The following is a 26,577-nucleotide window of genomic DNA, read 5'->3' on the forward strand; positions in this document are numbered from 1 at the left end:
GGCCCGGCCGGAGGGAGGTGGCTTGCCGAGGCTGGGCGGTTACGCCGTCCAGTCCAGGATGATCTTCCCGCTGCGCGCGGTCGCGGCCTCGTCGAACGCGGCCTCGAAGTCCCCGTACGCGTAGCGGCCGGTGATGACGGGGCTGAGGTCGAGTCCGCCCTCCAGCAGCACGGTCATCGCGTACCAGGTCTCGAACATCTCGCGGCCGTAGATGCCCTTGATCGTGATCATCGAGGTGACGACCTTGGCCCAGTCGACCGCGAACTCCTGCGCCGGCAGGCCCAGCATCGCGATCTTGCCGCCGTGCGTCATGTTGTCGATCATGTCGCGCATCGCCTCGCCGCGGCCGGACATCTCCAGGCCGACGTCGAAGCCCTCGCGCAGGCCCAGCTGCGCCTGCGCGTCCGCGATCGTCGATTCGCGCACGTCCAGCGCGAGCGTGGCGCCCGCCTTGCGGGCGATCTCGAGGCGCTCCGGGCTGACGTCGGTGATGACGACGTTGCGCGCGCCGGCGTGCCGGGCCACGGCCGCCGCCATGATCCCGATCGGGCCCGCGCCGGTGATCAGTACGTCCTCGCCGACCAGCGGGAAGGAGAGCGCGGTGTGCACGGCGTTGCCGAACGGGTCGAAGATCGCCGCGACGTCGAGGTCGACCTTGGCCCGGTGCACCCACACGTTCTGCGCGGGCAGGACCACGTACTCGGCGAAGGCGCCGTCGCGGCCGACCCCGAGCCCGATCGTGCTGCGGCACAGGTGGCGACGCCCGGCCAGGCAGTTGCGGCACTTCCCGCACACCAGGTGGCCCTCGCCGCTGACCAGCGCGCCGACCTCGATGTCCTCGTGGACGTCCGCGCCGAGCGCCGCCACCTCTCCGACGAACTCGTGACCGAGCACGAGCGGGGTCTTGACGGCGCCCTGCGCCCAGCCGTCCCAGGAGCGGATGTGCAGGTCAGTCCCGCAGATGCCGGTGCGCAGCACCTTGATCAGCACGTCGCCGGGGCCGTACTCGGGCTCGGGAACGTCCATGAGCCACAGCCCGGGCTCGGCCTTGTGCTTGACGAGTGCCTTCATGGGGTGGCTCCAGGCATGCGGAAGGAAGCGCTACGGGACGTGCGGGCCCGGCAGCGTGGTGACGGTCACCAATCTGCCGACCTGCGGGGTGATCAGTCCATCGAGGATTTCTTAAGCGGGTCCACAGGGCAGCTTCACGCCTATGCTCCTCAGGTGTCGGGCAGGGGACGGACCGGTGAGCGGTCCGGGCCGGGAATGGGGAGGTGAGGGGCGTGCCGAGTCTGCGCAGCAGAGCGCTTTCGGTCGCGCTGATCGCGGCGGGGCGGCGAAGACGGTTCGGGAGTGCCGAGGCGGTCCGGACCCGGGTGGCCGAATCGGCCCGCCGGCCGGCCTCCCATCTGCCTCCGCATTCGCTGGGCCGGGTCGCGGAGGTCTCGCGGACCTTCGTCGGAGCCTGGCCGGTGTACGACGTCTCCCCGCGCGGGGCCGAACCGGCCGCCCGGGTGCTGTACGTGCACGGCGGCGGATACGTGGGCGAGTTGATGCGCCCGCACTGGTCCCTGATCCGGACCCTGGTGACGCAGGCCCGCGCCCGGGTCGTCGTACCGGCGTACATCCTGGCCCCGCGCGGCACCGCCGACCGGACGGTCCCGGTCGCCGCCGACCTGCTCAGCGGCCTGATCGCGAGCGGCGGGGCGGGCGGCACCGTCCTCGTCGGTGACTCGGCCGGCGCCGGGCTGGCCCTGGCGGCGGCCCAGCGGCTGCGCGACCGCACCGGGGCGCAGCCGTCCCGGATCGTGCTGATCTCGCCTTGGCTGGACCTGTCCATGAGCCATCCCGACCAGGCGGCCATCGAGCCGGACGACCCGCTGCTGGCCCGTCCCGGGCTCCTGGAGGCCGGGCGGCTGTACGCGGGCAACCTGGCCGCCGACGACCCCCGGGTGAGCCCGCTGCACGGATCGTTCGCGGGACTGGCCCCGCTGACGGTGTTCACGGGCACCCGGGACCTCCTGACGACCGACAGCCGCGAGCTGCTGCGGCGGGCCCGTGCGGACGGCGCCGAGGTGGAGTACCACGAGGAGCCGGGGCTGCCGCACGTGTACCCGCTGCTGCCGCTCCCGGAGGGCCGGGCGGCGCGCGACCGGATCGTGGAGCTGATCCGCGCGACGGCGTCGGAGACCTGATCCAAGGGTGGGGTCAGGCCACGCAGTTCATCAGGGAGCCCACGGGGGCGGTGCGGTAGCGGGACCAGTACGTCTCGTCGCGGGTCGCGCACGCCGGGGGCGTCCTCGTCGGCTGCCAGGAGACGGTCGCGAACCCGGCGTCGGCGGCGGCCTCGGCGAAGTCGGCGTGCGCCCATTCGCGGCATTCGAAGGGCACCGGCGGATCGGTCTCCAGCCGGGCCCGGAGCAGGGGCGCGTCCCCGCCCGGAGCCCGCTCGACGACGCTGATCCCGTACGGCGACCAGTCCGCGTACGGGAAGGCGCCCGGGTTCGGCACGATGGCCAGGAGCCGGCCGCCGGGACGCAGGGCCGCCCGGACGGCCCGGAACAGGGCGTGCAGGGCCGCCCGGTCGTGGGCCTGGTTGAACAGGTAGACGGCGGTGGCCAGGTCGAACGGCCCCAGCTCCGCCATTCCGGCCGCCAGCTCCGACATCCCGGCCGCGTCGTCGAGGAGGACGTACTCGACGGGGGCCCCGTCCTCCCGGGCCCGCCGGATCCGTTCGGGGCAGTTGTCGACGCCGACCGTGCGGCGGGCTCCCCCGCTCGCCAGCATCCGGGTGGTACCTCCGTGTCCACAGGCCAGGTCGATCGTGTCCAGACCGCGCACCCCGCCGAGGGCGTCGAGCGCGGTGCGCAGGGTGAAGGCATCGGCCAGTGAGAAGGCCACCGGGGGCGTTGACGTGTCGTACTGCTGTCGCATGCTCGCAAGCCTGCCCGCGCGCACACTCCGGGGACGGTCCCGGCACGGGACCTCCCCCGGACGGGGGATGCGTTCGGGTCAGTCGATGCGGCGTACGGGGCCTGTAGGGCTCACGCGGCCTGTGGGCCGGGGCCTTCGGAGCGCGCGGGGTCCGTGGAGCGTACGGGGCTCAGCGCGACCAGCACCGGACGCGCCCGCGCGGAGCCGCTGGGGCAGGTGATGCAGGAGCGCGAGGCGAAGGAGCAGCCCGAGCAGTCCGGGGCGCCGATCTCCTCGCGCCGCAGCCGGCCCTTGCGGACCCAGTACGCGGCGAGGTCGGCCGCCTCGCTCCGGCCGATGCCCAGCCGGTCGGCGATCTGCGCGAGCCCCTCGCCGGGGGCGGCCTCCTCGAAGGCGCGCAGCAGCCTGCGCAGCATGCCGGGCCCTGCGTCGGTCCCACCGGTCCCGCTCACCACACCAGCCTCGCGATCTGGAAGACCCCGACGGCCAGCAGCCAGGCCGCGGCCAGCTGGATTCCGAAGCCGATGACGGTCAGCCGCGTGCCGATCTCGGCCCGTTGCGCGGCCAGGGTGGCCATGCAGGGGGTGTAGGCGAGGATGAAGACCAGGAAGGCCAGTGCGGCCGCCCGCCCGTGGCCGCCGGAGGATTCCTCGAAGGTGCCGTGCAGGCTCGCGGTGAGTTTCGGGTCGCCGTCCTCCTCGGCCGAGTAGGTCTGGGCGAGGGTGGAGATCACGCCCTCCTTGGCGATCAGCCCGGTGCCGAGCGCGGCCGTGGCGTGCCAGTCGCCGAATCCGGCCGGGGCCACGACGGGCGCGGCCGCGCGGGTGACCGTACCGAACACGCTCTGTTCCACGTCCACCTTGCCGAAGCCGCCGAGCCCCGTGCCGGACGGGATCGCCATCAGCAGCCAGACGGCGGCCGCGGTGGCCACGATGATCCCGCCCGCGGTGCGCAGGAAGGCGCTGAGCCGCTGGCGGACCTGGGCGCCGGTGACCCGCAGGGTGGGCAGCCGGTACGGGGGCAGCTCCAGGACGAGGGGTTCCTCCTTCATGTCCCTGAAGAGCAGGGGCCGCAGGATCAGGCCCATGCCGACCACCAGCAGCACGGAGGCGACGTAGAGGAAGAACACGACGGTGCCGGAGTTCGATCCGAAGAAGACCCCCGCGATCATCACGTAGACGGCGAGCCGGGCCGTGCAGCTCATGTACGGGATGAGCAGGCCGACCAGCAGCCGGTGCGAGCGCCGGTTCAGGATGCGGGTGCCGGCCAGCGCGGGCACGTTGCAGCCGAATCCGACGACGAGGGGGAGGAAGGCGCGGCCGGGCAGGCGCAGGGTGCGCATCAGGCGGTCGGCGACGAAGGCGGCGCGGGCGAAGTAGCCGGAGTCCTCCAGCAGCGCCAGCAGCAGGAACATGATGATCATCAGGGGTACGAACGTGAGCAGCTGGCCGACCCCGTTGATCAGACCGTCCACCAGCAGGCCGGTCAGCCAGCCCGGCGCGCGAACGGCCTCCAGGAGCCGCTCGGCCCCGCCGCTGACGGGGCCGGAGACGAAGTCGCCGAGGCCGTCCTGGAGGGGTTTCGCCAGGACGGTGGTGGCCTGGAAGACGCCCCACATGACGGCGAGGAAGAACGGGATCCCGAAGGTCCGGGACAGCAGCAGCCGGTCCACGCGGTCGGTGAGGGTGGGCCGGGACTGTACGGGGCGGGGCGCGGCGCGCTCGATGACGGCGTGCGCCCAGGCGTAGCGGGCCTCGGCCACGAGGAGTTCGGCGTCGGTGTCCACCTCCTGCGAGGCAGAGGCCGAGCCTGAGGCTGCGGCCGCGGCGAGGCGGTCCGCGGCCGCCCGCGCCCGCCCGGCCAGCGCGGCCGGAACACCGGGCGGCTCCTCCCCGCAGAGCAGGCTGACGGCCAGCCACCTCGCCGGCTGCGCGGTCTGTGCGGCCGCCTCGCGGGCGGGCCCGGCCAGCGCCGCCAGCTCGGCGGCCACCGGCGAACCGGCCGCCCAGGCGGACCGCGAAGGTGAGGCCGAAGCCTCCAGTACCTCGGCCACCGCGTCGGCGAGCCGGTCCAGCCCGGTCCCGCTGCGCCCCTCCACCGCCACGACGGGCAGCGCCAGTTCGCGGGCCAGCGCGCCGGGGGCGGGGGCCGTGCCGCGCCGGGCGGCGACATCGGTCATGGTGAGCGCGACCACGACGGGAATGTCGGTGTCGAGGACCTGCGAGAGCAGGTACAGGTTGCGGGCCGGGTTGGCCGCGTCGAGGGCGAACACCACCGCGTCGGGCCGTTCGCCGGGCCGCGCGGTCAGGACGTCGCGCACCAGCGCCTCGTCCGGGGAGTCGGGCAGCAGGCTGTAGGAGCCGGGCAGGTCGGCGACGCGCAGCCGGTGGCCGCCGGGGGTGCGCCATTCGCCCTGGGCCACGGAGACCGTCTTGCCCGGCCAGTTGCCGACGTGCTGGTGGGCGCCGGTGAGGGCGTTGAAGAGGGTCGACTTGCCGACATTGGGGTTGCCGACCAGAGCCACGACCGGCGTGCCGGTCCTGCGGTCCAGTGTGACCTCCTGGGCGCCCTCGGCGCCGTGACAGCTCATCGGCCGCACCTCAGCCGGCCGGCGGTACGGGAGTCCAGCGCGACCCGGGTGTCTCCGAGCCCGACGAGCAGGCCCCCGGTGGCGCCCCGGGCGATCACGGTGACGGCGGCGCCCGGCACGAAGCCGAACTCCAGGAGCCGGCGCCGGCTTCCGCCGGCCTGACCGGGGTCGATCCCCGTGATGCGTACGGTCGTCCCGGGACGGCTGTCGTTGAGCGACGGCACCGGACCTCCTTCTTCGGTTCTACTTAGGCAAACCTAAGCAGCCCCGGGCGCTGCGGTAAGGCGCGCAAAGTCCCTGATCAGCAGGGACTTTCAGCCCACCGGTCCCGGCCCGGACTCGACCGTTCGGCGGAGACTGCCGACGGAGACTGCCGGCGGAGACGACGGCGGACGCAGGGCCCGGCTACCCCCCGGCCGGCATCAGCGCACGGGCGCGGTCGCGCAGCCAGGCGTGCGCCGGGTCGGCGTCGTGGCGCGGGTGCCAGGCCATGCCGAAGGGCAGCGGCGGCAGGTCGAGCGGGATCTCGAAGGTCTCCAGCCCCAGCGCGGTGGCGAGCGGCCCGGCCTGGCTGGTGATCAGGCCGATGAGGTCGCTCTCGCGGAGCACGAAGAGGGAGGCGGGGAAGGTGCCGACGCTGCCCACCACCCGTCGGGTGAGGCCCTGCTCGGCGAGGGCTCCGTCCACGGGGCCCTCCAGGCGGCCGCGCCGGGAGGCGATCAGGTGCTCTCCCCCGGCGAACCGCCGCGCGGTGATCGGCCGCCGCAGCAGCGGATGTCCGCTGCGCACGACGCCCAGCATGCGCGCGTCGGCGAAGTGCTCGGTGCGCACCTCCGGGGAACGCGTGTCGATCACGCCGAGTTCCAGATCGGCGACGCCCTCGCGCAGCGCCGGCACGTCGGTGTGGCTCTCCGCGAGGAACCGCAGCCGGACCCCCGGCGCCTCCCGGGCGACCTGGGCGAACAGCCGGGCGCCGAAGACGGCGGTGAAGAACTCGTTGGCCAGCACCGTGAAGGTGCGGGTCAGGCTCGCCAGGTCCACCCGGCCGCCGGCCAGGAAGAGCGCGCAGGCCCGCTCCACGACCGCCCTGACCTCGACCTGGATCGCGAGGGCGTGCGGGGTGGGGACCATGGTGCGCCCGGCGCGGACCAGCACGGGATCGCCGAGCGCCTTGCGGATCCGGCCGAGGGTGCGGCTCATCGCGGGCTCGGACAGGTGCAGGCGGGCGGCGGCCCGGGACACGCTCGACTCCTCCAGGAGGACGTCCAGGGCGACGAGCAGGTTCAGGTCGAGGCCGGAGGCCGCTCCGGATTGCGTCATGTGCATGGATCCCTTGCATAACTTGCACTGGAAAGCAGGTCATCCCGACCCTACGGTGAGGACGGGGCCCGGGACGCCGGCCCCACCCCCCCACTCCCACACCAGGCCCACCGACTCCGAGGAGGAGCCGTGCTCCGCCATGCCCTCAAGAAGCGGGAACCCGCCGCCGCACCTGCCGGCGCACCCGTGCCCGGCCCCGTACCCGTACCCGCGCTCACCCGAGCCGCCCTGCTGGTCCTGTGCGCCTGCGTCCTGGTCGCCCAGGCCATGGTCGCCGCCGTCAACCTGCTGATCCCGCAGCTCGCCGCCTCCCCCCTGCACCCCACCCCCGAGCAGCTGCTGTGGACGGTCGACGCGTACGTCATCGTCTTCGCCGCACTGCTGATCCCGGCGGGCGCCCTCGGCGACCGGTACGGCCGCAAGGGCGCCCTGCTGGCCGGGCTCCTCCTGTTCGCCGCGGGCGGCTCGGTCAGCGCGCTCTGCTCCGGCCCGGCCCTGCTCATCGCCGGGCGCGGCCTGTGCGGGGCGGGCGCGGCCCTGATCATGCCCGCCACGATGTCGGTCCTGATCCACCTGTCCCCGCCCGAGCGGCGCGGGCAGGCGCTGGCCACCTGGACCCTGGCCGCCGGCCTCGGGGGCCTGGCGGGCAACGTCGGCGGTGGCCTCGCCGGGCAGTTCCTGACCTGGCGGGCCCTGTTCTGGGCCGTGGTCCCGCTCGGGATCCTGCTCGCGCTGGCCGTCGCCCGCACGGTGCCCCGTACGCCCGCACGCCGCGACGCCGCCGTGGATCCGGCCGGGGCGGCCCTGCTCGCGGGGGCGCTCCTCGCGGTGGTCTACGCGATCATCGAGGGGCCCTCGTACGGCTGGGGATCGGTGCGGGTGCTGTCCTCCTTCGGCGCGGGCGCGGCCCTGCTCGCCGCCTTCACCGGCTACGGGCTGCGCGCCGCCCGCCCGCTGCTGGATCCGCGGATCTTCGCCTCGCGCAGGCTGCGGGCCGGTGCGCTCGGCATCGGCGCGGCCTTCTTCGGGCTGTTCTCGCTGTTCTTCGTCAACGCCCAGTACCTCCAGTACGCGAAGGGCTTCTCCCCGGCCCAGACGGGCTTCGCGATCGTCCCGCTGACCGTGGGCATGGCCCTGGTGCCCAAGTACGGCGCCCGGCTCCAGGAACGGACCGGGCCCCGGCTGCCCGTCGGGGCCGGGCTCGGCCTGATCGGCGGCGGACTGCTGCTGGTGTCCACGGCCGACGCGGGCACCCCGTACGCCCTCTACGCGCTCTACCTGCTCGTACTGTCGGTCGGCACCGGACTGTGCGCCCCCGCGCTGACCCTGACGGTGGTCGCCGAGCTGCCCGCGCACCAGGCCGGGCTGGGTTCCGGGGTGAACACCGCGGCCCGCGAGATCGGCGCGGCGCTCGGGGTCGCGGTGGTCGGCACGGTGCTCGCCTCCCGGTTCCACGGGGTGCCGCAGGGCGCCGCGCAGGTCACGGCCTTCACGGACGCCATGGGGACGGCCCTGCGCACGGTGGCCGTGGTGCTGCTGGTGGCGGGGGCAGCGGTGGTGGCGGGCTACCGGGACCGCGCGCCGGCCGGGGGGACCCGTTCGCGGGCCTGACCTTCGGGGGCGGATCCGCTTCGGGAATCCAACGCGCCGCCCGCCGCTCGGAGCGCGGGGACCGTGCGCGACTGCCATCCGGGGGCGTGTGCGGGGGCCGGGTCCCGGGCGCATCCTGAAGGGGTGACGGCGAGACCGGACATCGGCGGCCCCGCCGACGGCACCGCGGCCCGGGTGCTCGCGCGGGCCGCCCTGGATGCCGTGGTGGCCGCCCGCGGGTACGCGGGCGGCGTCTACCTGCGCTCCGGCACCGAGGGGCTGCTGCGGATGGCCGTCCTGACCGGGATTCCGGGGCCGCTGTTCCGGCCCTGGTGGCGGATGCACGTGAACCGCCCCTACCCGGTCGCGGAGGCGTACCGCTCGGGGCAGTCCGTGCACCTGCCCGACGCGGAATCGGCGATGCGGCAATTCCCCCAGCTGATGGCCGGGCTGCCGTTCCCCTTCGGCTCGCTGTACGAGCCGGTGGCCCGCGGGCCGGAGCGCTACGGGGTCCTCGTGGTGCTGCGCCCCGCGACGCCCGGGGCACCGGTCCCGGCGGGCGACCGGGCGCGGCTGCGCGCGGTGGCGGACCGGCTGGCCCGGCAGCTGGCGGAGCTCACCGCGGGCGGGACGCCGGTGGCCTGGGAGGGCGACCCGGTGTGCGTACCCGGGCCCCCCGACTCCGCGGGACCGGGCGCGCGCGGCTCCGGCTCCGGCCCCGATTCCGACGGCGGCCGCCACGGAGCCCGTACCGTCGTGGACCGGCTGGAGCAGGCCGTCCTGTCCGTGGACCGGCAGGGCAGGATCGGGTTCGTGAACTCCGCCGCCCGCACCGGCGCCGGGACCCTGCTCGGGGCCGAGGGCGGACCGGAGCTGACCGGGCGGATGCTGTGGGAGGCCCTGCCCTGGCTCGGGCACCCGGCGTACGACGACCACTTCCGGGCCGTGTACCTGGCCCCCGAGCCCGTGTACTTCCAGGCCCGGCACGGCCGCCAGGAGCCCGGGGAATGGCTGTCGGTGGGCCTGCACCCCGGAAGCGACGGCATCACCGTCACCATCGGACCGGCCGAACCGCCCGCGTACGCCCCCGAATCGGTGATGCGGCCCGGCGGCGGGCTCGGCTCCCCCGGCCTCGGTTCGCCCGCCGACCGGGCCTCGGCCCTGTACCGGCCGGTGGCCCTCGCGATCGCGCTGACCGAGGCGGTGACGGCCCGCCAGGTGTCGGCGGTGGTGACCGAGGAGCTGCTCCCGGCCTTCGGCGGACGCCAGTTGGCGATCTACCTGCTCGGCGAGGGGCATCTGCACCTGGCGTGGGAGACCGGCTTCCCGAAGGGGTTCCTCGACCGGTTCGACGGGGTCGCGCTGGACACCCGGCTGCCGGGGGTGGAAACCCTCACCTCGGGCCGGCCGCTGTTCTTCGAGTCGATGGAGCGACTGGCCGACGCCTATCCGGGGATCCCGCTGGACGCCCACCTCGGCGCCCGCGCCTTCCTTCCGCTGATCGCCTCCGGCCGGCCGGTCGGCTCGTGCATCCTCGGGTTCGACGCCCCGCGCGGGTTCAGCCCGGAGGAGCGTACGGTGCTCACGGCGCTCGCCGGGCTCATCGCGCAGGCCCTGGAGCGGGCGCGGCGCTACGACAGCGAGGCGGAGCTGGCCCGCGGGCTCCAGGCGGCGCTGCTGCCGCACCGGCTGCCGCTGCACGAGCACGTGGTCACCGTGGGCCGCTACCTGCCCGGCACCGCGGGCATGGACGTGGGCGGCGACTGGTACGACGTGATCGAGACGGACGGCGGGCGCCTCGCGCTGGTCATCGGCGACGTACAGGGCCACGGGGTGGCCGCCGCGGCCACCATGGGCCAACTGCGCAGCGCGGTACGGGCCTTCACCCTTGCAGGCAGCACCCCGGAGCAGGTGATGCGCGGCACGAACCGGCTGCTCATCGGCCTGGACCCCGGGCAGTTCGCCAGTTCCTGCTACGTCCTGCTCGACCCGGCGACGGGCCGTGCCCACGCCGTCCGGGCCGGTCACCCGCAGCCGCTGCTGCGGCATCCGGACGGCCGGACCGAGGTGTTGGACCTGCCGGGCGGGGTGGTGCTCGGCGTGGACGCCGAAGCCGACTATCCGGTCACCGAGCTCCGGATCGAGCCCGGGGCGGTGCTCGCCCTGTACACGGACGGGCTGGTGGAGAGCCCGGGAACCGACATCGACATCGGGGTGGACCGGCTGCGGGCCGCGCTGGCCGCGGCCGGCCCGGGCCCGCTGACGGAGACGGCGGACCTGCTGGTCGGGGAGGCCGGGAACTCCACCGACCGGCCGGACGACATCGCCCTGCTGCTGGCGTCCAGGACCGGGCGCGCAGCCCCGTAGGACCGCACGCCCGTGGGACTCAGCAGCCCTTGCCGGACTTTCCGGCGGTGGCGCGGGCGTACGCGTCGCCCGCGATCAGGGCGTCCGCGACCATGTCCGGGGTCACCGGGAACGGCATGTTGTGCGTGGTCTCGCCCTCCGCGGTGGCCGCGCGCCCGATGGCGAGGAGCTCCTCGCGGCCCGGGTCGCCGAGGCCGATCTCGGCGAGGGTGGTGGGCAGGCCCACGGCGCGGCTGAAGCGCAGGTAGGTGTCCAGCTCGTCGGTCGGGGCGCCCTCCAGGATCAGCTGGGCGAGCGTGCCGATGTTGACCTTCTCGCCGTGCATCATGCCGTGGACCTTGTGCGAGACGGTCAGGCCGTTGTGGATGCCGTGGGCGGCGGCGAGGCCGCAGGACTCGAAACCGAGGCCGGAGAGCAGGGTGTTGGCCTCCGTGACCTTCTCCAGCGCCGGGGTCACCACGTGCGCCTCGGCTGCCAGGCGGGCCTGGGGGCCGTACTCCATCAGGGTCTCCCAGCACAGCCGGGCGAGGCTCAAAGAGGCCTCGGTGGCGAGGCCGCCGGCCATGGCGACGCGGTTCGCGGCGACGCAGACACGGGCCTCGTACCAGGTGGCGAGCGCGTCGCCCATGCCGGAGACGATGAAGCGGCTGGGGGCGTTGGCCACCAGCGCCGTGTCGACGAGGACGAGGTTGGGGTTGCGCCGGAAGAAGGAGTAGCGCTCGAAGGCCCCCTCCTCGGTGTAGATCACGGCGAGCGCGCTGGTCGGCGCGTCGGTGGAGGCGACGGTGGGGGCCGACACGACCGCGATGTCGCCCAGCGCGTGGCCGACGGCCTTCGCGGTGTCGATCGAGGTGCCGCCGCCGATGCCGATGATGACGTCCGCACCGGCGGCCTTGGCGGCCGCGGCGACCCGGTCGATCTCCTTCTGGGTGCAGAGCCCGCCGAAGACCTCCTTGGTCAGCTTGACCCCGGCAGCGGCGAGGGAGGCGGTGACGGCCGCGTCGACGAAGCCCCAGACGCCCTTGTCCGCCAGTACGACGGCGTTCGTCCCGAGGTGCGCGGTGTGCTCGCCCAGGTCGTTCATCGCTCCGGCGCCCTGCACGTACTTGGGCGGGCTGATCATCATGCGGGTACCGACGGTCTTCACGCGAATCCTCCTCATTGCGAATTCATTTCGGCTTGCTTATTCATCCCTATCACGGATTACGGCGGCGGCGGAGATATGCACGGTCCCCTTGCGGACAGGCCTTTCCGCGGCCGGATCCGGGACCAAGGACCCGGCTCATTCCGAAGGTCCGCCCGAGTAAAGTTCCAGCCAAGTGGCCGGGAAGCGGTGGCTGATCGGCGACGGTGCCGCGTGAATACCGTCCTGCAATTCCAATTTCCGATCCGGGCCCGGCGTTCGCGTTCCATGTTCCATGTTCGACGTGTCACGTTTCAGGAAAGAGGCCCCCGTGAAGAAGCTCATCAATTCCCCCGAGAGCGTCGTCGCCGACGCACTGCGCGGAATGGCCGCCGCTCACCCGGGGCTCCGCGTCGAGGCGGAGAAGGGCATCGTCACGCGGGCCGCCGGGGCGGCCGGGGCGGTGGTAGGGAATCCGGCCGGCAAGGTCGCGGTGCTGTCGGGCGGAGGCAGCGGTCACGAGCCGCTGCACGCCGGGTTCGTCGGGCGCGGCATGCTGGCGGCCGCCGTGGCCGGCCCGGTGTTCACCTCCCCGGTGCCGGACAACATCGCGAGCGCCACCTGCGCGGTCGACGCGGGCGCGGGCGTCCTGCACATCGTGAAGAACTACACGGGCGACATCCTCAACTTCACGATGGCGGCCGAGGACTGCGAGGACGAGGGCGTCAAGGTCGAACAGGTCGTCGTGGACGACGACGTGGCCGTCGCCCGGACGGCGAACGGACCGGGCCGCCGCGGCACCGGCGCCACCCTGTTCGTGGAGAAGATCGCGGGTGCGCTCGCCGAGGAGGGCGCCCCGCTCTCCGAGGTCGCCGCGGTCGCCCGCAAGGTCAACGAGAACTCGCGCAGCTACGGCGTCGCCCTGACCTCCTGCACCACCCCCTCCAAGGGCAGCCCCAACTTCACGCTCGGCGAGGACGAGATCGAGCTGGGCATCGGCATCCACGGCGAACCCGGACGCGAGCGCCGGGGGCTCATGACCGCCGCCGAGACCGCCGGGGCGATGCTCGACGCCATCCTCGACGACCTCCCCGAGGCCGCCGGCGCCCCCGTCATCCTGCTCGTCAACGGCCTGGGCGGAACCCCGCCCGTCGAGCTGTACATCATGCGCGCCGAGGTCCAGAAGGTGCTCGACGAGCGCGGGGTCACCGTGGCCCGCTCCCTGGTCGGCAACTACGTCACCAGCCTGGACATGGCCGGCTGCACCCTCACCCTGTGCCGCGCCGACGAAGAACTGCTGCGCCTGTGGGACGCGCCGGTGGACACCCCGTCCCTGCGCTGGGGCTGCTAGGCCGTCTCTTCCGGAGAGAGCCCCGTCCGACCGTCCCCTCAACGACACACCCCCAGGAGCCACCCCATGACCACCACGCCGACCACCCAGCCGGCGCCGGCCCCCGCGCTGGACACCGCCTACTTCCGCCGCTGGATCGCCGAGACCAACCGGCTCGTACGACGGGACAGCGCGCGCCTGACCGAGCTGGACGCGGTCATCGGCGACGGGGACCACGGGGCCAATCTGGTACGGGGCTTCGGCGCCGTCGGCGCGGCCGTGGCCGAACAGCGGCCGGCCACTCCCGGAGCCCTGCTGACCCTGGCCGGCACCACCTTGACGAACACGGTGGGCGGCGCCTCCGGGCCGCTGTTCGGCACCGCCCTGCGCCGCACGGGCAAGGTGCTCGGCGACACCGGAGCTCCGAGCGTCCTGGAGCTGGGCGCCGCGCTCGGCGCCGGGCTGCGGTCGGTGCAGAAGCTGGGCGGCGCCGAGATCGGCGACGCCACGCTGGTGGACGCCCTGGCCCCGGCCGTGGCGGCCCTGTCCGAGGCCGCCGAGGCGGACCGGCCGCTGCGCGAGGCCCTGGACGAAGCCGTCTCGGCGGCCCGCGCGGGCGCCGACGCCACCGAGCGGCTCGAAGCCCGCAAGGGCCGGGCCAGTTACCTCGGTGAGCGAAGCATCGGCCACCAGGACGCCGGGGCCAACTCCGTGGCCCTGCTGATGGAGGCCCTGCGCGACGCGGTGGACGCGCCGGAGGCGTCGCTCGCGCCCGAGGAGCCTGCAGTTGCGGAGCCGGGCACTGCGGAGTCGGGCACTGCGGAGCCTGCCGCCGCCCCGTCCCCGGCCGCCCAACCCGCCGCGAAGACCCGTACCGGCCGGGTCGGCGTGGTCCTGGTCTCGCACAGCAAGGCGGTCGCGGAGTCCGTGGCCGCGCTGTCGGGCGCGCTGCTCGGCTCGGTGGACCCGGCGCCGCTCGCGGTGGCGGGCGGCACCCCGGACGGCGGGATCGGCACCAGCGCGGAGCTGATCACGGCGGCCGCGCGGACGGTGGACGAGGGCGTGGGCGTGGCCCTGCTGTGCGACATGGGCAGCGCGGTGCTGACGGTGAAGTCCCTGCTCGGCGAGGTGCCTTCGCAGCTGCCGGAAGGCACCCGGATCGTGGACGCGCCGTTCCTGGAGGGCGCCGTGGCCATCACGCTGACCTCGGCGATCGGTGGCGACCTCGATGCCGTACTGGCCGCCGCCGAGGACGCGCGGGGCTACCGCAAGCGCTGACCGTCGGTGTGGCCGTCGGGGTGGAGTCAGGGTGGCCGGCCGGTAGGGCCCGGTCGGCACCCTCCGGCGGCCGGGATGTCGGCGGGGCTTGGTAGAACTGTTGTCGGAGGACGGAGGACACCCTTCCGGCCCATCGCCACCATCGGGAGCAGCGCACATGACCATCGGTGAGCACCTGCGTGAACTGGGCGGCCTGCCGGCCTTCGACTTCCCGGGGGCGAAGGACACCCGTGCGCTGCCCGAGGCGGGGTCCGTGGCCTGGCGGATCTCGGCGGACGTGTACGACGCCGAGGAGGAATGGCCCGAGGTCTTCGCCCGGTTCGCCGACTCCGTGGACACCCGGGCCGTCCGGGCACTGATCGTGGGCGGCTGGTCGGAGGCGTACGACACCTCCAACGAGACCCTGATCGAGGCGCTGGCCGAGGCCGCGGGCCGGTTCCCCGCGCTGCGGGCGCTGTTCATCGGCGACGTCACCTTCGAGGAGTGCGAGATCTCCTGGCTCCAGCAGTCGGACGTGGGCCCGCTGCTGCGGGCCTATCCCGATCTCGAGGAGTTCGGGGTGCGCGGCGGCGACGGCCTGCTCTTCCCGCCCGTACGGCACGAGGCGCTGCGCGTGCTGCGCATCGAGACGGGCGGGCTCCCGCGGGAGGCGGTGCGCGGGGTCGCCGGGAGCGAACTGCCCGCGCTCACCGAGCTCGACCTGTGGCTCGGCACGCCCGAGTACGGCGGGGACGCGGAAATCACCGACCTGGAGCCGTTCCTGACCGGCCGCCAACTGCCCGCGCTGCGCCGGCTCGCGCTGCGCAACAGCGAGATCCAGAACGAGATCGCGCGGGCCCTGGCCACCGCTCCGGTCGTCGAACGGCTTGAGGTCCTGGACCTCTCCATGGGCGTCCTGGACGACGAGGGCGTCGAAGCCCTGCTGGCCGGCGGGCCGCTCACCCACCTCACCAGGCTCGACCTGCACCACCACTACATCAGCGAGCCGCTCCGGGAGCGGATATGCGCGGCGCTGGCCCCGCACGGGGTGGAAGTGGACCTCGGCGACCACCAGGTCGCGGACGAGAACGACGTGGACGAGGACGGAACCGGGTACCGCTACATCGCGGTGGCGGAGTGACGCGTACGGCACCCGTCGTAGCCTCCGCGTCCGGCGCCGGATCCGCCGTCGAATTCGCCGTGGTGGGCAATCCGGGCAACCGCCGGGTCACCCTCTTCCAGGACGCCGTGCGCGCCGCCGGGCTGCCCGAGGCCCGGGTGGTGCCGTGGCTGGACGTCCTGCACGGCCGGGCCGTCTTCCGGGCGGGCGAGAGCGTACGGATCGACTCGCCCGGAGAGGATCCGCAGGTGGAGCGGCTGCTGCGCGGGGTCACCGACACCACGCGGGTCGAGGGAACCGGCCGCTGGTACCGCCGGTTCACCGGAGCCGTGCACGCGGTGGCGGACGGGGTGCGGGCGGCCGGCGGGATGCTGCTGGGCGATCCGGCTGAGCTGGCGGCGCTGTTCGACAAGCGGCTCTGCCACGGAGTGCTGGAGTCGGCCGGCATCCCGGTGCCGGCCTCGCCGACCTCGGGCCCGGCCGCCGTCGCCGCCCCCGTGGGCGGCTGGGAGGAGGTACGGGCGGTGCTCGCGCGCCCCGGCCACCGCCGGGCGTTCGTGAAGCTCGCGCACGGCTCCTCGGCCTCCGGGGTGCTCGCCCTGGAGACGGGCGCGGGCGGCCGGATCCGCGCCACCACCTCCGTGGAGCGGGCCCCGTCCGGAGAACTGCACAACTCGCTGCGGCTGCGCCGGTACGAGGACGAGCGGGTGATCGGCGCGATCGTCGACTCCCTCGCCCCCGACGGCCTGCACATCGAGCGCTGGCTGCCCAAGGCCTCCCAGCAGGGCCGCTCCGCCGATCTGCGGATCGTCGTCATCGGCGGCCGGGCCACGCATGCCGTGGTCCGCACCGCCGCCGGACCCCTGACCAATCTGCACCTCGGCGGTGCGCGCGGCGATCTGGCGGCCGCCGTGGCCGCCGTGACGGCGGCGGGCGGCAGTTGGGAGGCGGACGCCCTCGCCGTCTGCGAGCGGGCCGCGGCCGCCTTCGCGCGCACCCCGTGCGTGGGTGTGGACCTGCTGCCGGGCACCGGCTGGCGGGGGTTCGCGGTGGGCGAGGTCAACGCCTTCGGGGATCTGCTGCCCCGGCTGACCGGACTGCCCGGCTCGCCCGCCGAGGGGCTCGACACCTATGCGGCCCAAGTGGCCGCCGTACGACGGGAACCACAGGAACACCATGCACTCGCCCCCGCCCACGACTGACCCTGCCGGCTCCCCCGGAGCCGCCTGCGCCCCTGACATGAACGAGGTCGTCGGCCGCGACGACCTGCTGCTGGTCACCCTCGACACCCTGCGCCACGACGTGGCCGAGCAACTCGCCGCCGAGGGCCGGATCCCGCATCTGGCGGCGCACCTGCCCGGCGGGGTGTGGGAGCGGCGGCACGCGCCGGGGAGCTTCACCTACGCCTCCCACCAGGCGATGTTCGCGGGCTTCCTGCCCACCCCCGACGGGCCGGGCCCGCACGAGCGGCTGTTCGCCGCCCGGTTCGCGGGCAGCGAGACCACGGCCGGGCGCACCTGGGTGTTCGACACCCCGGACCTGGTGGCGGGGCTGGCCGGGGCGGGATACCGGACCGTGTGCGTGGGCGGGGTCGGCTTCTTCAACAAGCGGGCCGCACTGGGATCCGTACTGCCGGGGATGTTCCAGGAGAGCCACTGGGAGCCGGAGTTCGGGGTGGCTTCGCCCCGCTCCTTCGAGGCGCAGGTGGAGTGCGCGCAGCGGGTCGTGGCCGGCCTTCCGCATGACCGGCGGCTGTTCCTCTTCCTGAACGTGTCCGCGATGCACCAGCCCAACTGGTTCCACTCGCCCACCGGTTCGGCGGCCGACGGGGACTCGTGGGAGACCCACGCGGCCGCGCTGGAGTACGTGGACCGGCACATCGGCCGGCTCTTCGACGCGATGAGCGCGCGGCGCCGCTGCTTCGCGGTCGTCTGCTCCGACCACGGGACGACGTACGGGGACGACGGATACACCGGGCACCGGCTCGCCCACGAGGCCGTCTGGACGGTCCCTTACGCACAGTTCTTCCTGGACCAGAAGGGGCCGACCGGCCGATGAACTCCCCAGCCATCAACTCCACCACCCCCTACGAGAGTTACGTCTACGCCTACCCGCACAAGACGGCGTACCGCCCGCTGCCCGAGCGGCCCGCGCTGCGCGACCTGTGGGCGGACCAGCCCAAGGACGCGCTCTCCCTCTACCTGCACATCCCCTTCTGCGAGGTGCGCTGCGGGTTCTGCAACCTCTTCACCAGGATCGGCGCCCCGGACGGCCTGACCACGGCGTACCTCGACGCGCTGGAGCGACAGGCGACGGCGGTCCGCGAGGCCCTGGGCCCCGACGAGCCGGTGCGGTTCGCGGCGGCGGCCTTCGGCGGCGGGACGCCGACCTTCCTGACGGCCTCCGAGCTGGAGCGGCTCTGCGATATCGCGGAGAAGAGCGCGGGCGCCGATCTACGGGCGGTCCCGCTGTCGGTGGAGGCCTCCCCGGCCACCGCCACGGCCGACCGGCTCGCGGTCCTCGCCGACCGGGGCACGACCCGGCTGAGCCTGGGCATACAGAGCTTCGTGGCGGAAGAGGCCCGTACCGCGGTGCGGCCGCAGAAGCGCGCGGACGTGGAGGCGGCGCTGTCGCGGATCCGGGACGCGGCGATCCCGGTCCTGAACATCGACCTGATCTACGGCATCGACGGGCAGACCGAGGAGAGCTGGCGGTACTCGCTGGACGCCGCCCTCGCGTGGCGGCCGGAGGAGCTGTACCTGTACCCGCTGTACGTACGGCCGCTGACGGGCCTGGGCCGTCGGCCGAACGACTCCCCGGCCGCCTGGGACGAGCATCGGCTGCGGCTCTACCGGGCGGGCCGGGACCGCCTGCTGGCCGCCGGGTACGAGCAGGTGTCGATGCGGATGTTCCGCCGCGCGGACGCGCCGGCGCAGAGCGCCGAGGGCCCCGCGGACCACGCCTGCCAGACGGACGGCATGGTCGGGCTGGGCTGCGGGGCGCGCTCGTACACGGCCGAGCTGCACTACTCCTTCGACTACGCGGTGGACATGCGGGAGATCCGTACGATCGTCGACGACTACGTGGGCCGCCCGGAGGCGGATTTCGCACGGGCCGACTACGGCCGGTGGATCGACGCGGAGGAGGCCCGGCGGCGGCACCTGCTGCAGTCCCTGCTCCAGGCGCGGGGCATGCCGGTGGCCGAGTACCACGGGCGGTTCGGGAGCAGCCCGTGGGAGGACTTCCCGGCGGAGCTGGCCGCCTTCGTTGAGCGGGGGTGGCTGGTGGACGACGCCGCGCTGCTGCGGCTGACTCCGGAGGGGCTGGCGCACTCGGACGCGGCGGGCCCGGCGCTGTTCTCGGCGGACGTACGGGCCGTGATGGCCGCGTACGAGCGCAAGTGACGGCCGTGGAGGTGCCCGGGGCGGACTCGGGGGCGCCCGGGACCGCCCTGGAGGTGCCCGGGACGGCGCTGGAGGCACCCGGGATGGAGCTGACGGTCCTCTACCGGGGTCCGCTCGCCTCCTGCGACTACGACTGCCCGTACTGCCCCTTCGCCAAGCGGCGCGACAGCCGGGAAACGCTGACCGCCGACCGTGCGGCGCTGGAGCGGTTCACCGCCTGGGCGGCGGGAAACACCACCGACCGGCTGTCCGTCCTGTTCACCCCGTGGGGCGAGGGCCTGGTCCGCTCCTGGTACCGGCGCGCGCTGGTGGAGCTGTCGCACCTGCCGCACGTCCGCCGCGTCGCCATCCAGACCAACCTGAGCGGGCGCACCGGCTGGACCGCCGAGGCCGACCTGGACACGCTCGCGCTGTGGTGCACGTACCACCCGGGGCAGACCCCGTACGAGCGCTTCCTCGGCAAGTGCCGGGAGCTGGCGGCCGCCGGGGTGCGGTTCAGCGTGGGCGTGGTCGGGCTGCCGGAGCACCTCGCGGAGGCCCGGCGGCTGCGGGCCGCCCTGCCGCCCGAGGTGTACCTGTGGATCAACGCCGCCGAGGGCCACACGTACACGGACCCGGAGGCGGCCGACTGGACGGCCCTGGACCCGCTCTTCCCGTTCAGCCGCCACCCCCACCGCTCGGCGGGCCTCCCGTGCCGTACGGGCGCCTCGGTGATCTCGGTGGACGGCGCGGGCACGGTCCGGCGCTGCCACTTCGTGAAGGCGGAGCTCGGCAACCTCTACGACGGCTCCTACCGCCCCGCCCTGCGCCCCCGGCCCTGTCCCCTGGCCCTCTGCGACTGCCACATCGGCTACGTCCACCTGGAGACGCTCCCCCTCTACGACACCTTCGCGGGCGGGGTGCTCGAACGCGTCCCGGCGCCGGGCACGCGGTGACCCCGGGCACGTGGCGACCGGATGTGGTGACCGAACGGCGCCAGCTTGGCAAAGCGGAAGGAATTTTCCCCTCGATCACCTGCGGTTATCGCACATGGTGATTGCTCAGCGTTGACGCGGTCTTGACGCCGGATAGAGCACTCCACAGGGGCCCACACGATGGAATCCGTATGTGAACAGCTCTTGACCTGCGGATCTCGTGGAGATTGCATGACGGCCCGGGAGCCACCGAAACACCTCATGCTCACCACCGCCTCGGAGGCGATACCGCTCCCGCGCTCACTCACCGCATCTGCCGATCGGAACACCGCACGATGTCTGACACGATCAGCGCCCCTCAGGCCCTCGCCCCCGCCACCGGGCCCGTCCCGCAGAAGCTCAAGCGTTCCATCGGCGTCGTCGGTGGCACATTGCTCACGCTGTCGTGCGTGACGCCCGCATCGACCCTCTTCGTCGTCGTGCCCGACCTGTTCGCCAGCCTCGGCACGTGGACCGCGCTCACCATCGCCATCGGCTCGCTGCTCTGCATCGGCGTCGCGTTCTGCTACTCGGAGCTGGGCACGCTCATCCCCAGCGCCGGCGGCGAGTACGCGATGGTCTCCACCATGTCGGGCCGGCTCGCCGGCTGGCTGGTGTTCGTACTGTCCCTCCTGGTCGTGATGATCGTGCCGCCCGTGATAGCCATGGGCACCGCCGACTACCTCTCCCCGCTGATCGACGTCCCGGCCCCGGCCGCCGGCGCCGGCGTGATGCTGCTCGCCACCCTCGCCGGTCTCCTCGACCTGCGGGCCAACGCCTGGATCACCGGCATCTTCCTGGTCCTGGAAGTCGTGGCCGCCGCGCTCGTCGCCGTACTGGGCTTCGCGCACAGCGAGCGGGGCGCGGGCGCCCTCGTGCACGGCTCGGCAGCGGTGGAGGGCGGCGGCATCTCCGCCGTCACCCCGCTGATGGTCGTCTCCGGACTCGCCGTGGCCCTGTTCATCACCCAGGGCTTCTCGACGGCCGTCTACCTGTCCGAGGAGCTGGAGAACCCGCGCCGCAACGTCCCGCGGACCGTGCTCGCCACCCTCGCCATCTCCTCCGCCGTCATCCTGGTCCCGGTCATCGCCATCACCATGGGCGCCCCCGACCTTCAGGCGCTGGCCTCCGGCGACATCGGCGCGATGGTGACCGCCTGGTCCAACTCGGCCGTCGGCACCTTCGTCAGCCTCTGCGTGGCCCTCGCCATCGTCAACGCCGGCATCGTCATGGTCATCCAGAACTCCCGCGTGCTGTTCGCCTCCGCCCGCGACAAGGCCTGGCCCGCCCCCGTCAACGCCGCGCTCTCGCGCCTCGGCCGCTTCGGCTCCCCGTGGGTGGCCACCCTGCTCGTCGGTATCCCCGGTGCGCTGATGTGCTTCGTCAACCTCGACACCCTCTACGGGGTCACCGGCGTCTCGGTGACCGGCATGTACCTGCTCGTCGCGGTGGCCGCGCTGTCCAGCCGGCGCGGGGCGCACCGCGAACGCTCCGCCTGGCGGATGCCGCTGTGGCCGGCCGTGCCGATCGTGCTGATCCTGGTGTTCGCGTACATCCTGACCCAGCAGGAGACCCAGTACCTGCTGTGGACCGGTGGGATCACCGCCTTCGCGACGCTCTACTGGGCGCTGTACCTGCGGCCGCGCAAGGACACCCGCTGGCTGGTCAGCATCCCCGAGGACGAAGAGGCCCCGGCCGAGGAAATCCCGGCTGCGGCCGCCGCTCCGGCTCTGTAAGGTCCACGACAACGGGACCGCGCGGTCCCACAGGGTGCGGGGCCGTGGCAGAGCGGTCCAATGCGATCGGCGGTGCGGGGGTCCCCGCACCGCCGACTAGCGGCCGGGCGGCGGACCCGCCCACCGGCCCCGCGGGTTCGAATCCCGTCGGCTCCGCACCCGGCCCGCTTCCTAGCGGGGATCACTCCCCGATCCGGATCACCACCTTGCCGAACGGCGCGTCCCGCGCGTAGCCGTGGTAGGCCTCGCGCGCCTCCTCGAAGGGGTGCACCCGGTCGATCAGCGGGCGCAGCCCGTGCGCCGCGATCGCCGCGTTCATCGACTCGAACTGCGTCCGGCTGCCCACGAACACCCGGCGGATCGTCGCCAGGCTCGACGCGTACGCGGCGTGCGAGATCTCGATCCCGGACCTCGTGGCACTGGCGGTGATCAGCAGGGCGATCTGCCCGTAGAGCGAACTGGCCCGGACCGACTGCTCGATGGTGTCGGGCCCGCCCGTCTCGACCACCAGGTCGGCGCCGGCGCCCCCGGTCAGCTCCCGCACTTCGGCTCCCCACTGAGGGGTCCGTACGTAGTTCACTACCGCGTCGGCCCCCAGCGCCTTGAGCCGGTCCGCTTTCTCCTCGCTGGAGGTAGTCGAGACGACCCGGCAGCCCAGCAGCTTGGCGAACTGCACGGCGAAGAGCGCGACCGGGCCGGTGCCCAGGGTCAGTACGCTCTGCCCGGGCAGCGGCGCTCCGCCCTCCCCGCCGGTCAGTGCGTTCCAGGCGGTGACCGCCGCGCACGGCAGGGTCGCCGCCTCCTCCCACGTCAGGTGTTCCGGGACGCGCACCGCCCACTGCTCGTCGAGTACGACGTACTCCGCGAGCATCCCGTCGAAGGTGCAGCCGGGCTGGCCGACGAGCCCGGGGTTGATCCGGCCGTCCCGCCAGTGCGGGAAGTAGGCGCAGGACACCCGGTCCCCGACCGCGAACCGGGTCACCGCCTCCCCCACGGCCACCACCTCGCCCGCGCCGTCGCTCAGCGGGACCACCCCGGGCGCGGCGGACAGCGGGTAGCGCTCGTTCAGGATCAGCAGGTCGCGCTTGTTGAGGGAGGCGGCCCGCAGCCGCACCACGATCCCGGTCGGCTCGGCCGGGGCGGGGCGCCGCTGGCCGCCGTCGTCCCGCAGCACGATCCCCTCGATCGTGCCGAACTTCTCCAGGTGGTACGCACGCATCTCTGCCTCCGGGCCGGTCGTCGCCTCGCATCCGATGACGCCGATGCTCCGGCGCCGGGACACGCGCGGCAATTCCCTGCGGGGAATGGAGAGCTCCGCCGGGACGGCGGCTAGAAAGGGGCCATGGCCACCACGACCGCTCCCTCCTCGACTCCCGCCCCCTCCCCTGCCTCCGCTTCCGCGCCGTCCCCGTTCGCCCGCGAGATGCGCCGGCGCCGGTCGCTGCGGCGGATGAGCCAGCTGGAGCTGGCCACCCTGGCCGGGACCACCCAGCGCCACCTCAGCTTCATCGAGAACGGCCGCTCGGTGCCCGGACGGGAGATGGTGGTGCGGCTGGCCGAGTCACTGGGACTGACCCTGCGGGAGCGCAACTCCCTCCTGCTCAGCGCCGGTTACGCCCCCGCGTACGCCGAGTCGGCGCGGGACGCGGAGAGCATCGGGCCCGCCATGGAGGCACTGCGGTCCATCCTGACCGGGCACCTGCCCTATCCGGCGGTGGTGGCCGGGCCGCGCGGGGAACTCGTCCTGGCGAACGCCGCGTTCGACGTCCTCACCGAAGGTTCGGCCGCGCACCTGCTGGCGCCGCCCGTGAACGTGCTGAGGCTCGCCCTGCATCCGCAGGGCATGGGCCCGCGCGTGGTGAACCTGGCGGCGTGGGGGCGGCACATCACGGAGAGCCTACGGGCCCGCGCGACGGCCCATCCCGATTCCGAACTCGACGCGTTGATCACGGAGTTGACGGGCTACCTGCCCGCCGCCACCCCGGCACCGTCCGAGCACCTGGGCTTCGCCGTGCCCCTGCGGCTGCGCTCCGCCGACGGGGAGCTGCGCCTGCTGACCACGCTGACCTCCTTCGCCACGGCCGTGGACGTGACCCTGGCCGAGCTGCACCTGGAGGCGTTCCTGCCGGCCGACGCGGCCACCGGCGAGCTGCTGCGGCGGCGCGAGGCGGCCCGGACGGGCGACGACCCGCGGCCCCGGTGAGCCCGGCCGCGTCTCGGATGGCGGAACGGGTGTCTTGCGCACGCGGCCCGTTCGTCTATGCTCCGCGCCATGGCCGTCATCCAGCGCCTCCTGTCGCGCTCCTGTTGTCACAGCTGACGTCTGCCTGCTCCCGCCCCGCACCCGAGCCCGTACCGCCTCGGGGTGCGCCCGCGACCCCGTCACCCCGTGCGCGCGCACCCGCTCCGGCGACCCCCGCCCCACGAAGGAGCCCGCCCTGATGAGCAGCAACCCCGCCCTCCTCGACGTCGACCAGGCCCACACCCGCCACACCGAGTTCTCGATCGTCGACGTCCGCACCCCGGGCGAGTACGCCTCCGGTCACCTCCCCGGCGCACTGAACATCCCGCTCGACCGGATCGCCCGCTCCCTGCCCGAGCTGCGCCGGGCCGCCGAGGACAAGGAGCTCCTCCTGGTCTGCGCCTCGGGCGCCCGCTCGGAGAACGCGGCCCGCACTCTGGCCCGGCACGGCATCGCCGCCACCAGCCTGACCGGCGGCACGATCTCCTGGTCGGCGCAGGGGCACCCGCTCGATTACCCCGCCGGGGGTCCCCGGCACGTCTGGGCGATGGAGCGGCAGGTCCGGCTGACCGCCGGCTCGCTCGTCCTCCTCGGCCTGCTCCTCGGCCTTCTGGCGCACCCGGCATTCGCGCTGCTCAGCGCCGCCGTCGCGGGCGGGCTGGTCTTCTCCGCCCTCACGGACACCTGCGGAATGGCGGCGGTCCTCGGCCGTCTCCCCTTCAACCGCCGCCGGTAATCGCCCCCACCCTGTGCGCCGACACCAACGGCTCCACGGGGTGCCGTCGGCCCGCCCCGCCGTCAGCCCGGCAGCACGCCTCCCCCGCCGAGCGTCAGCGCCGTGTTCACCATCCCGACGTGGCTGAACGCCTGGGGGAAGTTGCCGAGTTGGCGGCCGGCTACCGGGTCGTACTCCTCGGCGAGCAGCCCCACGTCGTTGCGTACGGCCAGCAGCCGCTCGAAGAGCTCCCGCGCCTCCTTCTCCCGGCCGGTCAGGTGCAGCGCGTCGGCCAGCCAGAACGAGCAGGCGAGGAAGGCCCCTTCGTCCCCGGGCAACCCGTCCACGGAGGGCCCCTCGGTGCTGTAGCGGCGGACGAGCCCGCTGCTGCCGAGTTCCGCGCGCACCGCGTCGACCGTGCCGATCACCCGGGGGTCGTCGGGCGGCAGGAAGCCGACGCGCGGGATGAGGAGGGTGGCCGCGTCCAGCTCTCGGGAGCCGTAGTACTGGGTGAAGGTGCCCCGTTCGGCGTCGTAGCCGTTCTCGCACACGTCGCGGTGCACGGCGTCCCTCATGGTCCGCCAGCGTTCCACGTCGCCGGGCAGTGCGGGGTTGAGCTCCAGCGTGCGCACCGCCCGGTCCGCGGCCACCCACGCCATCACCTTGGAGTGGGTGAAGTGGCGGCGCGGGCCGCGCACTTCCCACAGTCCCTCGTCCGGGCGGTGCCAGTTGTCGGCCAGGAAGTCGAGGAGGGAGAGCTGGATCCGCCAGGAGTGGTGCTCGGCGGGCAGTCCGTTGGATCTGGCCAGGTACAGGGAGTCGAGGACCTCCCCGTAGACGTCGAGCTGGAGCTGGTCGACGGCCGCGTTGCCGACCCGCACCGGCGCGGAGGCCGCGTACCCCTTCAGCCACGGCAGCTCGCTCTCCGGGATCCGCCGCTCGCCCGCGATCCCGTACATGATCTGCAGGTCGGCGGGGTCTCCCGCGATGGCCCGAAGCAGCCACGCCCGCCACGCCCGGGCTTCTTCGAGGAAGCCGGTGGCCAGCAGCGAGCCGAGGGCGAGGGTGGAGTCGCGGAGCCAGCAGTAGCGGTAGTCCCAGTTGCGGACGCCGCCGAGCTCCTCGGGCAGGGAGGTCGTCGCGGCGGCGGCGATTCCGCCGGTCGGGGCGTAGGTGAGGGCCTTGAGGGTGATCAGGGAACGGATCACGGCTTCCCGGTAGGGGCCCTCGTAGCGGCACTGGGAGGACCAGTCACGCCAGTCGGCGACGCTCTGCTCCAGCGCGCCGTACGGGTCCAGGGGCTCGGGCCGGTCCTCGTGCGAGGGATGCCAGGTCAGGACGAAGGCGACGCGTTCGCCGGCGGCGACGGCGAACTCGGAGCGGGTGCTGAGGTCCTCGCCCCAGGTCGGCACGGGCGGTTCGCTGCGCAGCCATACGGAGTCGGGTCCGGCGACGGCGACCCGGTCTCCTTCGCGGGCGCCCTCGCACCGGCGGACCCAGGGGACGACGCGCCCGTAGTCGAAGCGCAGGCGCAGGGTGCTGCCCACGGTGGACACTCCGCTGAGCCCTTCGACGATCCGCATCACGTCGGGGGCGGTGTCGCGCTGCGGCATGAAGTCGATGACCTTGAACGAGGCTCCGTCCTCGGTCTCCCAGAAGGATTCCAGGACGAGCGTGCCGTCGACGTAGGCCCGGCGTGTGCAGCGCGCCGAGTCGGGCGCCGAGGCCGGGGCAATGCGCCATTGGCCGTTCTCCTGGTCGCCGAGGAGCGCGGCGAAGCAGGCGGCCGAGTCGAAGCGCGGCAGGCACAGCCAGTCGATGGACCCGTCGCGGCCCACCAGTCCACTGGTCATCAGGTCGCCGATGAGTGCGTAGTCTTCGATGGGTTGTGTCATT

The 26,577-nt window shown here is 73.7% G+C and carries 22 protein-coding genes, 1 tRNA gene and 1 pseudogene; 15 read left to right on the plus strand and 9 right to left on the minus strand.

All coding sequences use genetic code 11. The features are described from left to right. Positions 1–39 precede the first annotated feature (39 nt). Entirely contained in the window at positions 40–1,071 is a 1,032-nt protein-coding gene (tdh, locus tag OHU74_RS03650) for an L-threonine 3-dehydrogenase (RefSeq protein ID WP_330294979.1), read from the minus strand. A 212-nt stretch (positions 1,072–1,283) separates the two neighbouring features. Here tdh and OHU74_RS03655 point away from each other — a divergent pair, with 212 nt between their 5' ends. Continuing rightward, complete coding sequence (locus OHU74_RS03655; RefSeq protein WP_371614543.1) at positions 1,284–2,195, plus strand: alpha/beta hydrolase fold domain-containing protein; 912 nt, start codon at positions 1,284–1,286, stop codon at positions 2,193–2,195. A gap of 13 nt (positions 2,196–2,208) precedes the next feature. Here the strand turns inward: OHU74_RS03655 and OHU74_RS03660 are convergent, their stop codons facing one another. The 5 genes from OHU74_RS03660 to OHU74_RS03680 form a co-directional block, all read right to left on the minus strand. Next, positions 2,209–2,934 (minus strand): class I SAM-dependent methyltransferase, encoded by a 726-nt coding sequence (locus OHU74_RS03660; protein ID WP_371614544.1) that lies wholly within the window; start codon positions 2,932–2,934, stop codon positions 2,209–2,211. 110 nt (positions 2,935–3,044) lie between these two features. Next, complete coding sequence (locus OHU74_RS03665; protein WP_371614545.1) at positions 3,045–3,386, minus strand: helix-turn-helix domain-containing protein; 342 nt, start codon at positions 3,384–3,386, stop codon at positions 3,045–3,047. Then, positions 3,383–5,524 carry a ferrous iron transport protein B gene (feoB, locus tag OHU74_RS03670; protein WP_371614546.1) on the minus strand — a complete coding sequence of 714 codons (2,142 nt, stop codon included), beginning with the start codon at positions 5,522–5,524 and terminating at the stop codon, positions 3,383–3,385. Before feoB ends, OHU74_RS03665 begins: the two co-directional genes overlap by 4 nt. Then, positions 5,521–5,748 (minus strand): ferrous iron transport protein A, encoded by a 228-nt coding sequence (locus OHU74_RS03675; RefSeq protein WP_371614547.1) that lies wholly within the window; start codon positions 5,746–5,748, stop codon positions 5,521–5,523. Before OHU74_RS03675 ends, feoB begins: the two co-directional genes overlap by 4 nt. Before the next feature lie 181 nt (positions 5,749–5,929). Beyond that, positions 5,930–6,850: a LysR family transcriptional regulator gene (locus OHU74_RS03680; protein WP_371614548.1), complete on the minus strand. Its 921-nt coding sequence runs from the start codon at positions 6,848–6,850 to the stop codon at positions 5,930–5,932. A gap of 180 nt (positions 6,851–7,030) precedes the next feature. Here OHU74_RS03680 and OHU74_RS03685 point away from each other — a divergent pair, with 180 nt between their 5' ends. After that, entirely contained in the window at positions 7,031–8,455 is a 1,425-nt protein-coding gene (locus OHU74_RS03685) for an MFS transporter (RefSeq protein WP_371619553.1), read from the plus strand. A 123-nt stretch (positions 8,456–8,578) separates the two neighbouring features. Beyond that, on the plus strand, positions 8,579–10,801 hold the full coding sequence (locus OHU74_RS03690; protein WP_371614549.1) for a SpoIIE family protein phosphatase: 2,223 nt from the start codon (positions 8,579–8,581) through the stop codon (positions 10,799–10,801). A 19-nt stretch (positions 10,802–10,820) separates the two neighbouring features. Here OHU74_RS03690 and OHU74_RS03695 read toward each other — a convergent pair whose 3' ends face one another. Continuing rightward, positions 10,821–11,948, minus strand: coding sequence for a glycerol dehydrogenase (locus OHU74_RS03695; protein WP_371614550.1), 1,128 nt, complete (start codon positions 11,946–11,948; stop codon positions 10,821–10,823). Between the two features lie 307 nt (positions 11,949–12,255). On the opposite strand from OHU74_RS03695, the gene dhaK reads away from it, so the two are divergent. The 10 genes and pseudogenes from dhaK to OHU74_RS03745 all read left to right on the plus strand — a co-directional run bounded on the left by dhaK (position 12,256) and on the right by OHU74_RS03745 (position 21,880). After that, complete coding sequence (dhaK, locus tag OHU74_RS03700) at positions 12,256–13,275, plus strand: dihydroxyacetone kinase subunit DhaK (protein WP_371614551.1); 1,020 nt, start codon at positions 12,256–12,258, stop codon at positions 13,273–13,275. 66 nt (positions 13,276–13,341) lie between these two features. After that, positions 13,342–13,995 (plus strand): annotated as a pseudogene (gene dhaL / locus OHU74_RS03705) (dihydroxyacetone kinase subunit DhaL); the annotation flags it as partial. Further along, positions 13,978–14,532 carry a PTS-dependent dihydroxyacetone kinase phosphotransferase subunit DhaM gene (locus OHU74_RS03710; RefSeq protein WP_371619554.1) on the plus strand — a complete coding sequence of 185 codons (555 nt, stop codon included), beginning with the start codon at positions 13,978–13,980 and terminating at the stop codon, positions 14,530–14,532. The pseudogene dhaL and the gene OHU74_RS03710, both read left to right, overlap by 18 nt. A gap of 157 nt (positions 14,533–14,689) precedes the next feature. Continuing rightward, positions 14,690–15,652: an STM4015 family protein gene (locus OHU74_RS03715; RefSeq protein WP_371614552.1), complete on the plus strand. Its 963-nt coding sequence runs from the start codon at positions 14,690–14,692 to the stop codon at positions 15,650–15,652. Then, positions 15,649–16,833, plus strand: coding sequence for an STM4014 family protein (locus OHU74_RS03720; RefSeq protein ID WP_371614553.1), 1,185 nt, complete (start codon positions 15,649–15,651; stop codon positions 16,831–16,833). Before OHU74_RS03715 ends, OHU74_RS03720 begins: the two co-directional genes overlap by 4 nt. A 37-nt stretch (positions 16,834–16,870) precedes the next feature. Continuing rightward, positions 16,871–17,689 carry an STM4013/SEN3800 family hydrolase gene (locus OHU74_RS03725; protein WP_371614554.1) on the plus strand — a complete coding sequence of 273 codons (819 nt, stop codon included), beginning with the start codon at positions 16,871–16,873 and terminating at the stop codon, positions 17,687–17,689. Continuing rightward, positions 17,686–19,035 carry an STM4012 family radical SAM protein gene (locus OHU74_RS03730; RefSeq protein WP_371614555.1) on the plus strand — a complete coding sequence of 450 codons (1,350 nt, stop codon included), beginning with the start codon at positions 17,686–17,688 and terminating at the stop codon, positions 19,033–19,035. The genes OHU74_RS03725 and OHU74_RS03730 overlap by 4 nt, the downstream gene beginning before the upstream one ends. A gap of 83 nt (positions 19,036–19,118) precedes the next feature. Continuing rightward, entirely contained in the window at positions 19,119–19,970 is an 852-nt protein-coding gene (locus tag OHU74_RS03735) for an STM4011 family radical SAM protein (protein WP_371619555.1), read from the plus strand. Positions 19,971–20,284: 314 nt separating this feature from the next. Beyond that, complete coding sequence (locus OHU74_RS03740) at positions 20,285–21,724, plus strand: APC family permease (protein ID WP_371614556.1); 1,440 nt, start codon at positions 20,285–20,287, stop codon at positions 21,722–21,724. 38 nt (positions 21,725–21,762) lie between these two features. Next, a tRNA-OTHER gene (locus OHU74_RS03745) sits at positions 21,763–21,880 on the plus strand. A gap of 25 nt (positions 21,881–21,905) precedes the next feature. Here OHU74_RS03745 and OHU74_RS03750 read toward each other — a convergent pair. Then, positions 21,906–22,943: an NAD(P)-dependent alcohol dehydrogenase gene (locus tag OHU74_RS03750; protein WP_371614557.1), complete on the minus strand. Its 1,038-nt coding sequence runs from the start codon at positions 22,941–22,943 to the stop codon at positions 21,906–21,908. 123 nt (positions 22,944–23,066) lie between these two features. Here OHU74_RS03750 and OHU74_RS03755 point away from each other — a divergent pair, with 123 nt between their 5' ends. Continuing rightward, on the plus strand, positions 23,067–23,927 hold the full coding sequence (locus OHU74_RS03755) for a helix-turn-helix domain-containing protein (RefSeq protein ID WP_371614558.1): 861 nt from the start codon (positions 23,067–23,069) through the stop codon (positions 23,925–23,927). Between the two features lie 238 nt (positions 23,928–24,165). Further along, positions 24,166–24,702: a rhodanese-like domain-containing protein gene (locus tag OHU74_RS03760; RefSeq protein ID WP_371614559.1), complete on the plus strand. Its 537-nt coding sequence runs from the start codon at positions 24,166–24,168 to the stop codon at positions 24,700–24,702. A 62-nt stretch (positions 24,703–24,764) separates the two neighbouring features. Here OHU74_RS03760 and OHU74_RS03765 read toward each other — a convergent pair whose 3' ends face one another. Beyond that, complete coding sequence (locus OHU74_RS03765) at positions 24,765–26,576, minus strand: glycoside hydrolase family 15 protein (protein ID WP_371614560.1); 1,812 nt, start codon at positions 26,574–26,576, stop codon at positions 24,765–24,767. Position 26,577: the final 1 nt, after the last annotated feature.

It is taken from the genome of Streptomyces sp. NBC_00454 (assembly GCF_041434015.1).
In the GTDB taxonomy this organism is placed as follows: domain Bacteria; phylum Actinomycetota; class Actinomycetes; order Streptomycetales; family Streptomycetaceae; genus Streptomyces.

Excerpts from the sequence above, each read along its gene's own strand:
- tdh (WP_330294979.1), bottom strand. The coding sequence starts at position 1,071 with ATGAAGGCACTCGTCAAGCACAAGGCCGAGCCCGGGCTGTGGCTCATG.
- OHU74_RS03660 (WP_371614544.1), bottom strand. The coding sequence starts at position 2,934 with ATGCGACAGCAGTACGACACGTCAACGCCCCCGGTGGCCTTCTCACTG.
- feoB (WP_371614546.1), bottom strand. The coding sequence starts at position 5,524 with ATGAGCTGTCACGGCGCCGAGGGCGCCCAGGAGGTCACACTGGACCGC.
- OHU74_RS03680 (WP_371614548.1), bottom strand. The coding sequence starts at position 6,850 with ATGCACATGACGCAATCCGGAGCGGCCTCCGGCCTCGACCTGAACCTG.
- OHU74_RS03710 (WP_371619554.1), top strand. The coding sequence starts at position 13,978 with ATGGAGGCCCTGCGCGACGCGGTGGACGCGCCGGAGGCGTCGCTCGCG.
- OHU74_RS03715 (WP_371614552.1), top strand. The coding sequence starts at position 14,690 with ATGACCATCGGTGAGCACCTGCGTGAACTGGGCGGCCTGCCGGCCTTC.
- OHU74_RS03725 (WP_371614554.1), top strand. The coding sequence starts at position 16,871 with ATGAACGAGGTCGTCGGCCGCGACGACCTGCTGCTGGTCACCCTCGAC.
- OHU74_RS03730 (WP_371614555.1), top strand. The coding sequence starts at position 17,686 with ATGAACTCCCCAGCCATCAACTCCACCACCCCCTACGAGAGTTACGTC.
- OHU74_RS03735 (WP_371619555.1), top strand. The coding sequence starts at position 19,119 with ATGGAGCTGACGGTCCTCTACCGGGGTCCGCTCGCCTCCTGCGACTAC.
- OHU74_RS03740 (WP_371614556.1), top strand. The coding sequence starts at position 20,285 with ATGTCTGACACGATCAGCGCCCCTCAGGCCCTCGCCCCCGCCACCGGG.
- OHU74_RS03750 (WP_371614557.1), bottom strand. The coding sequence starts at position 22,943 with ATGCGTGCGTACCACCTGGAGAAGTTCGGCACGATCGAGGGGATCGTG.
- OHU74_RS03755 (WP_371614558.1), top strand. The coding sequence starts at position 23,067 with ATGGCCACCACGACCGCTCCCTCCTCGACTCCCGCCCCCTCCCCTGCC.
- OHU74_RS03760 (WP_371614559.1), top strand. The coding sequence starts at position 24,166 with ATGAGCAGCAACCCCGCCCTCCTCGACGTCGACCAGGCCCACACCCGC.
- OHU74_RS03765 (WP_371614560.1), bottom strand. The coding sequence starts at position 26,576 with ATGACACAACCCATCGAAGACTACGCACTCATCGGCGACCTGATGACC.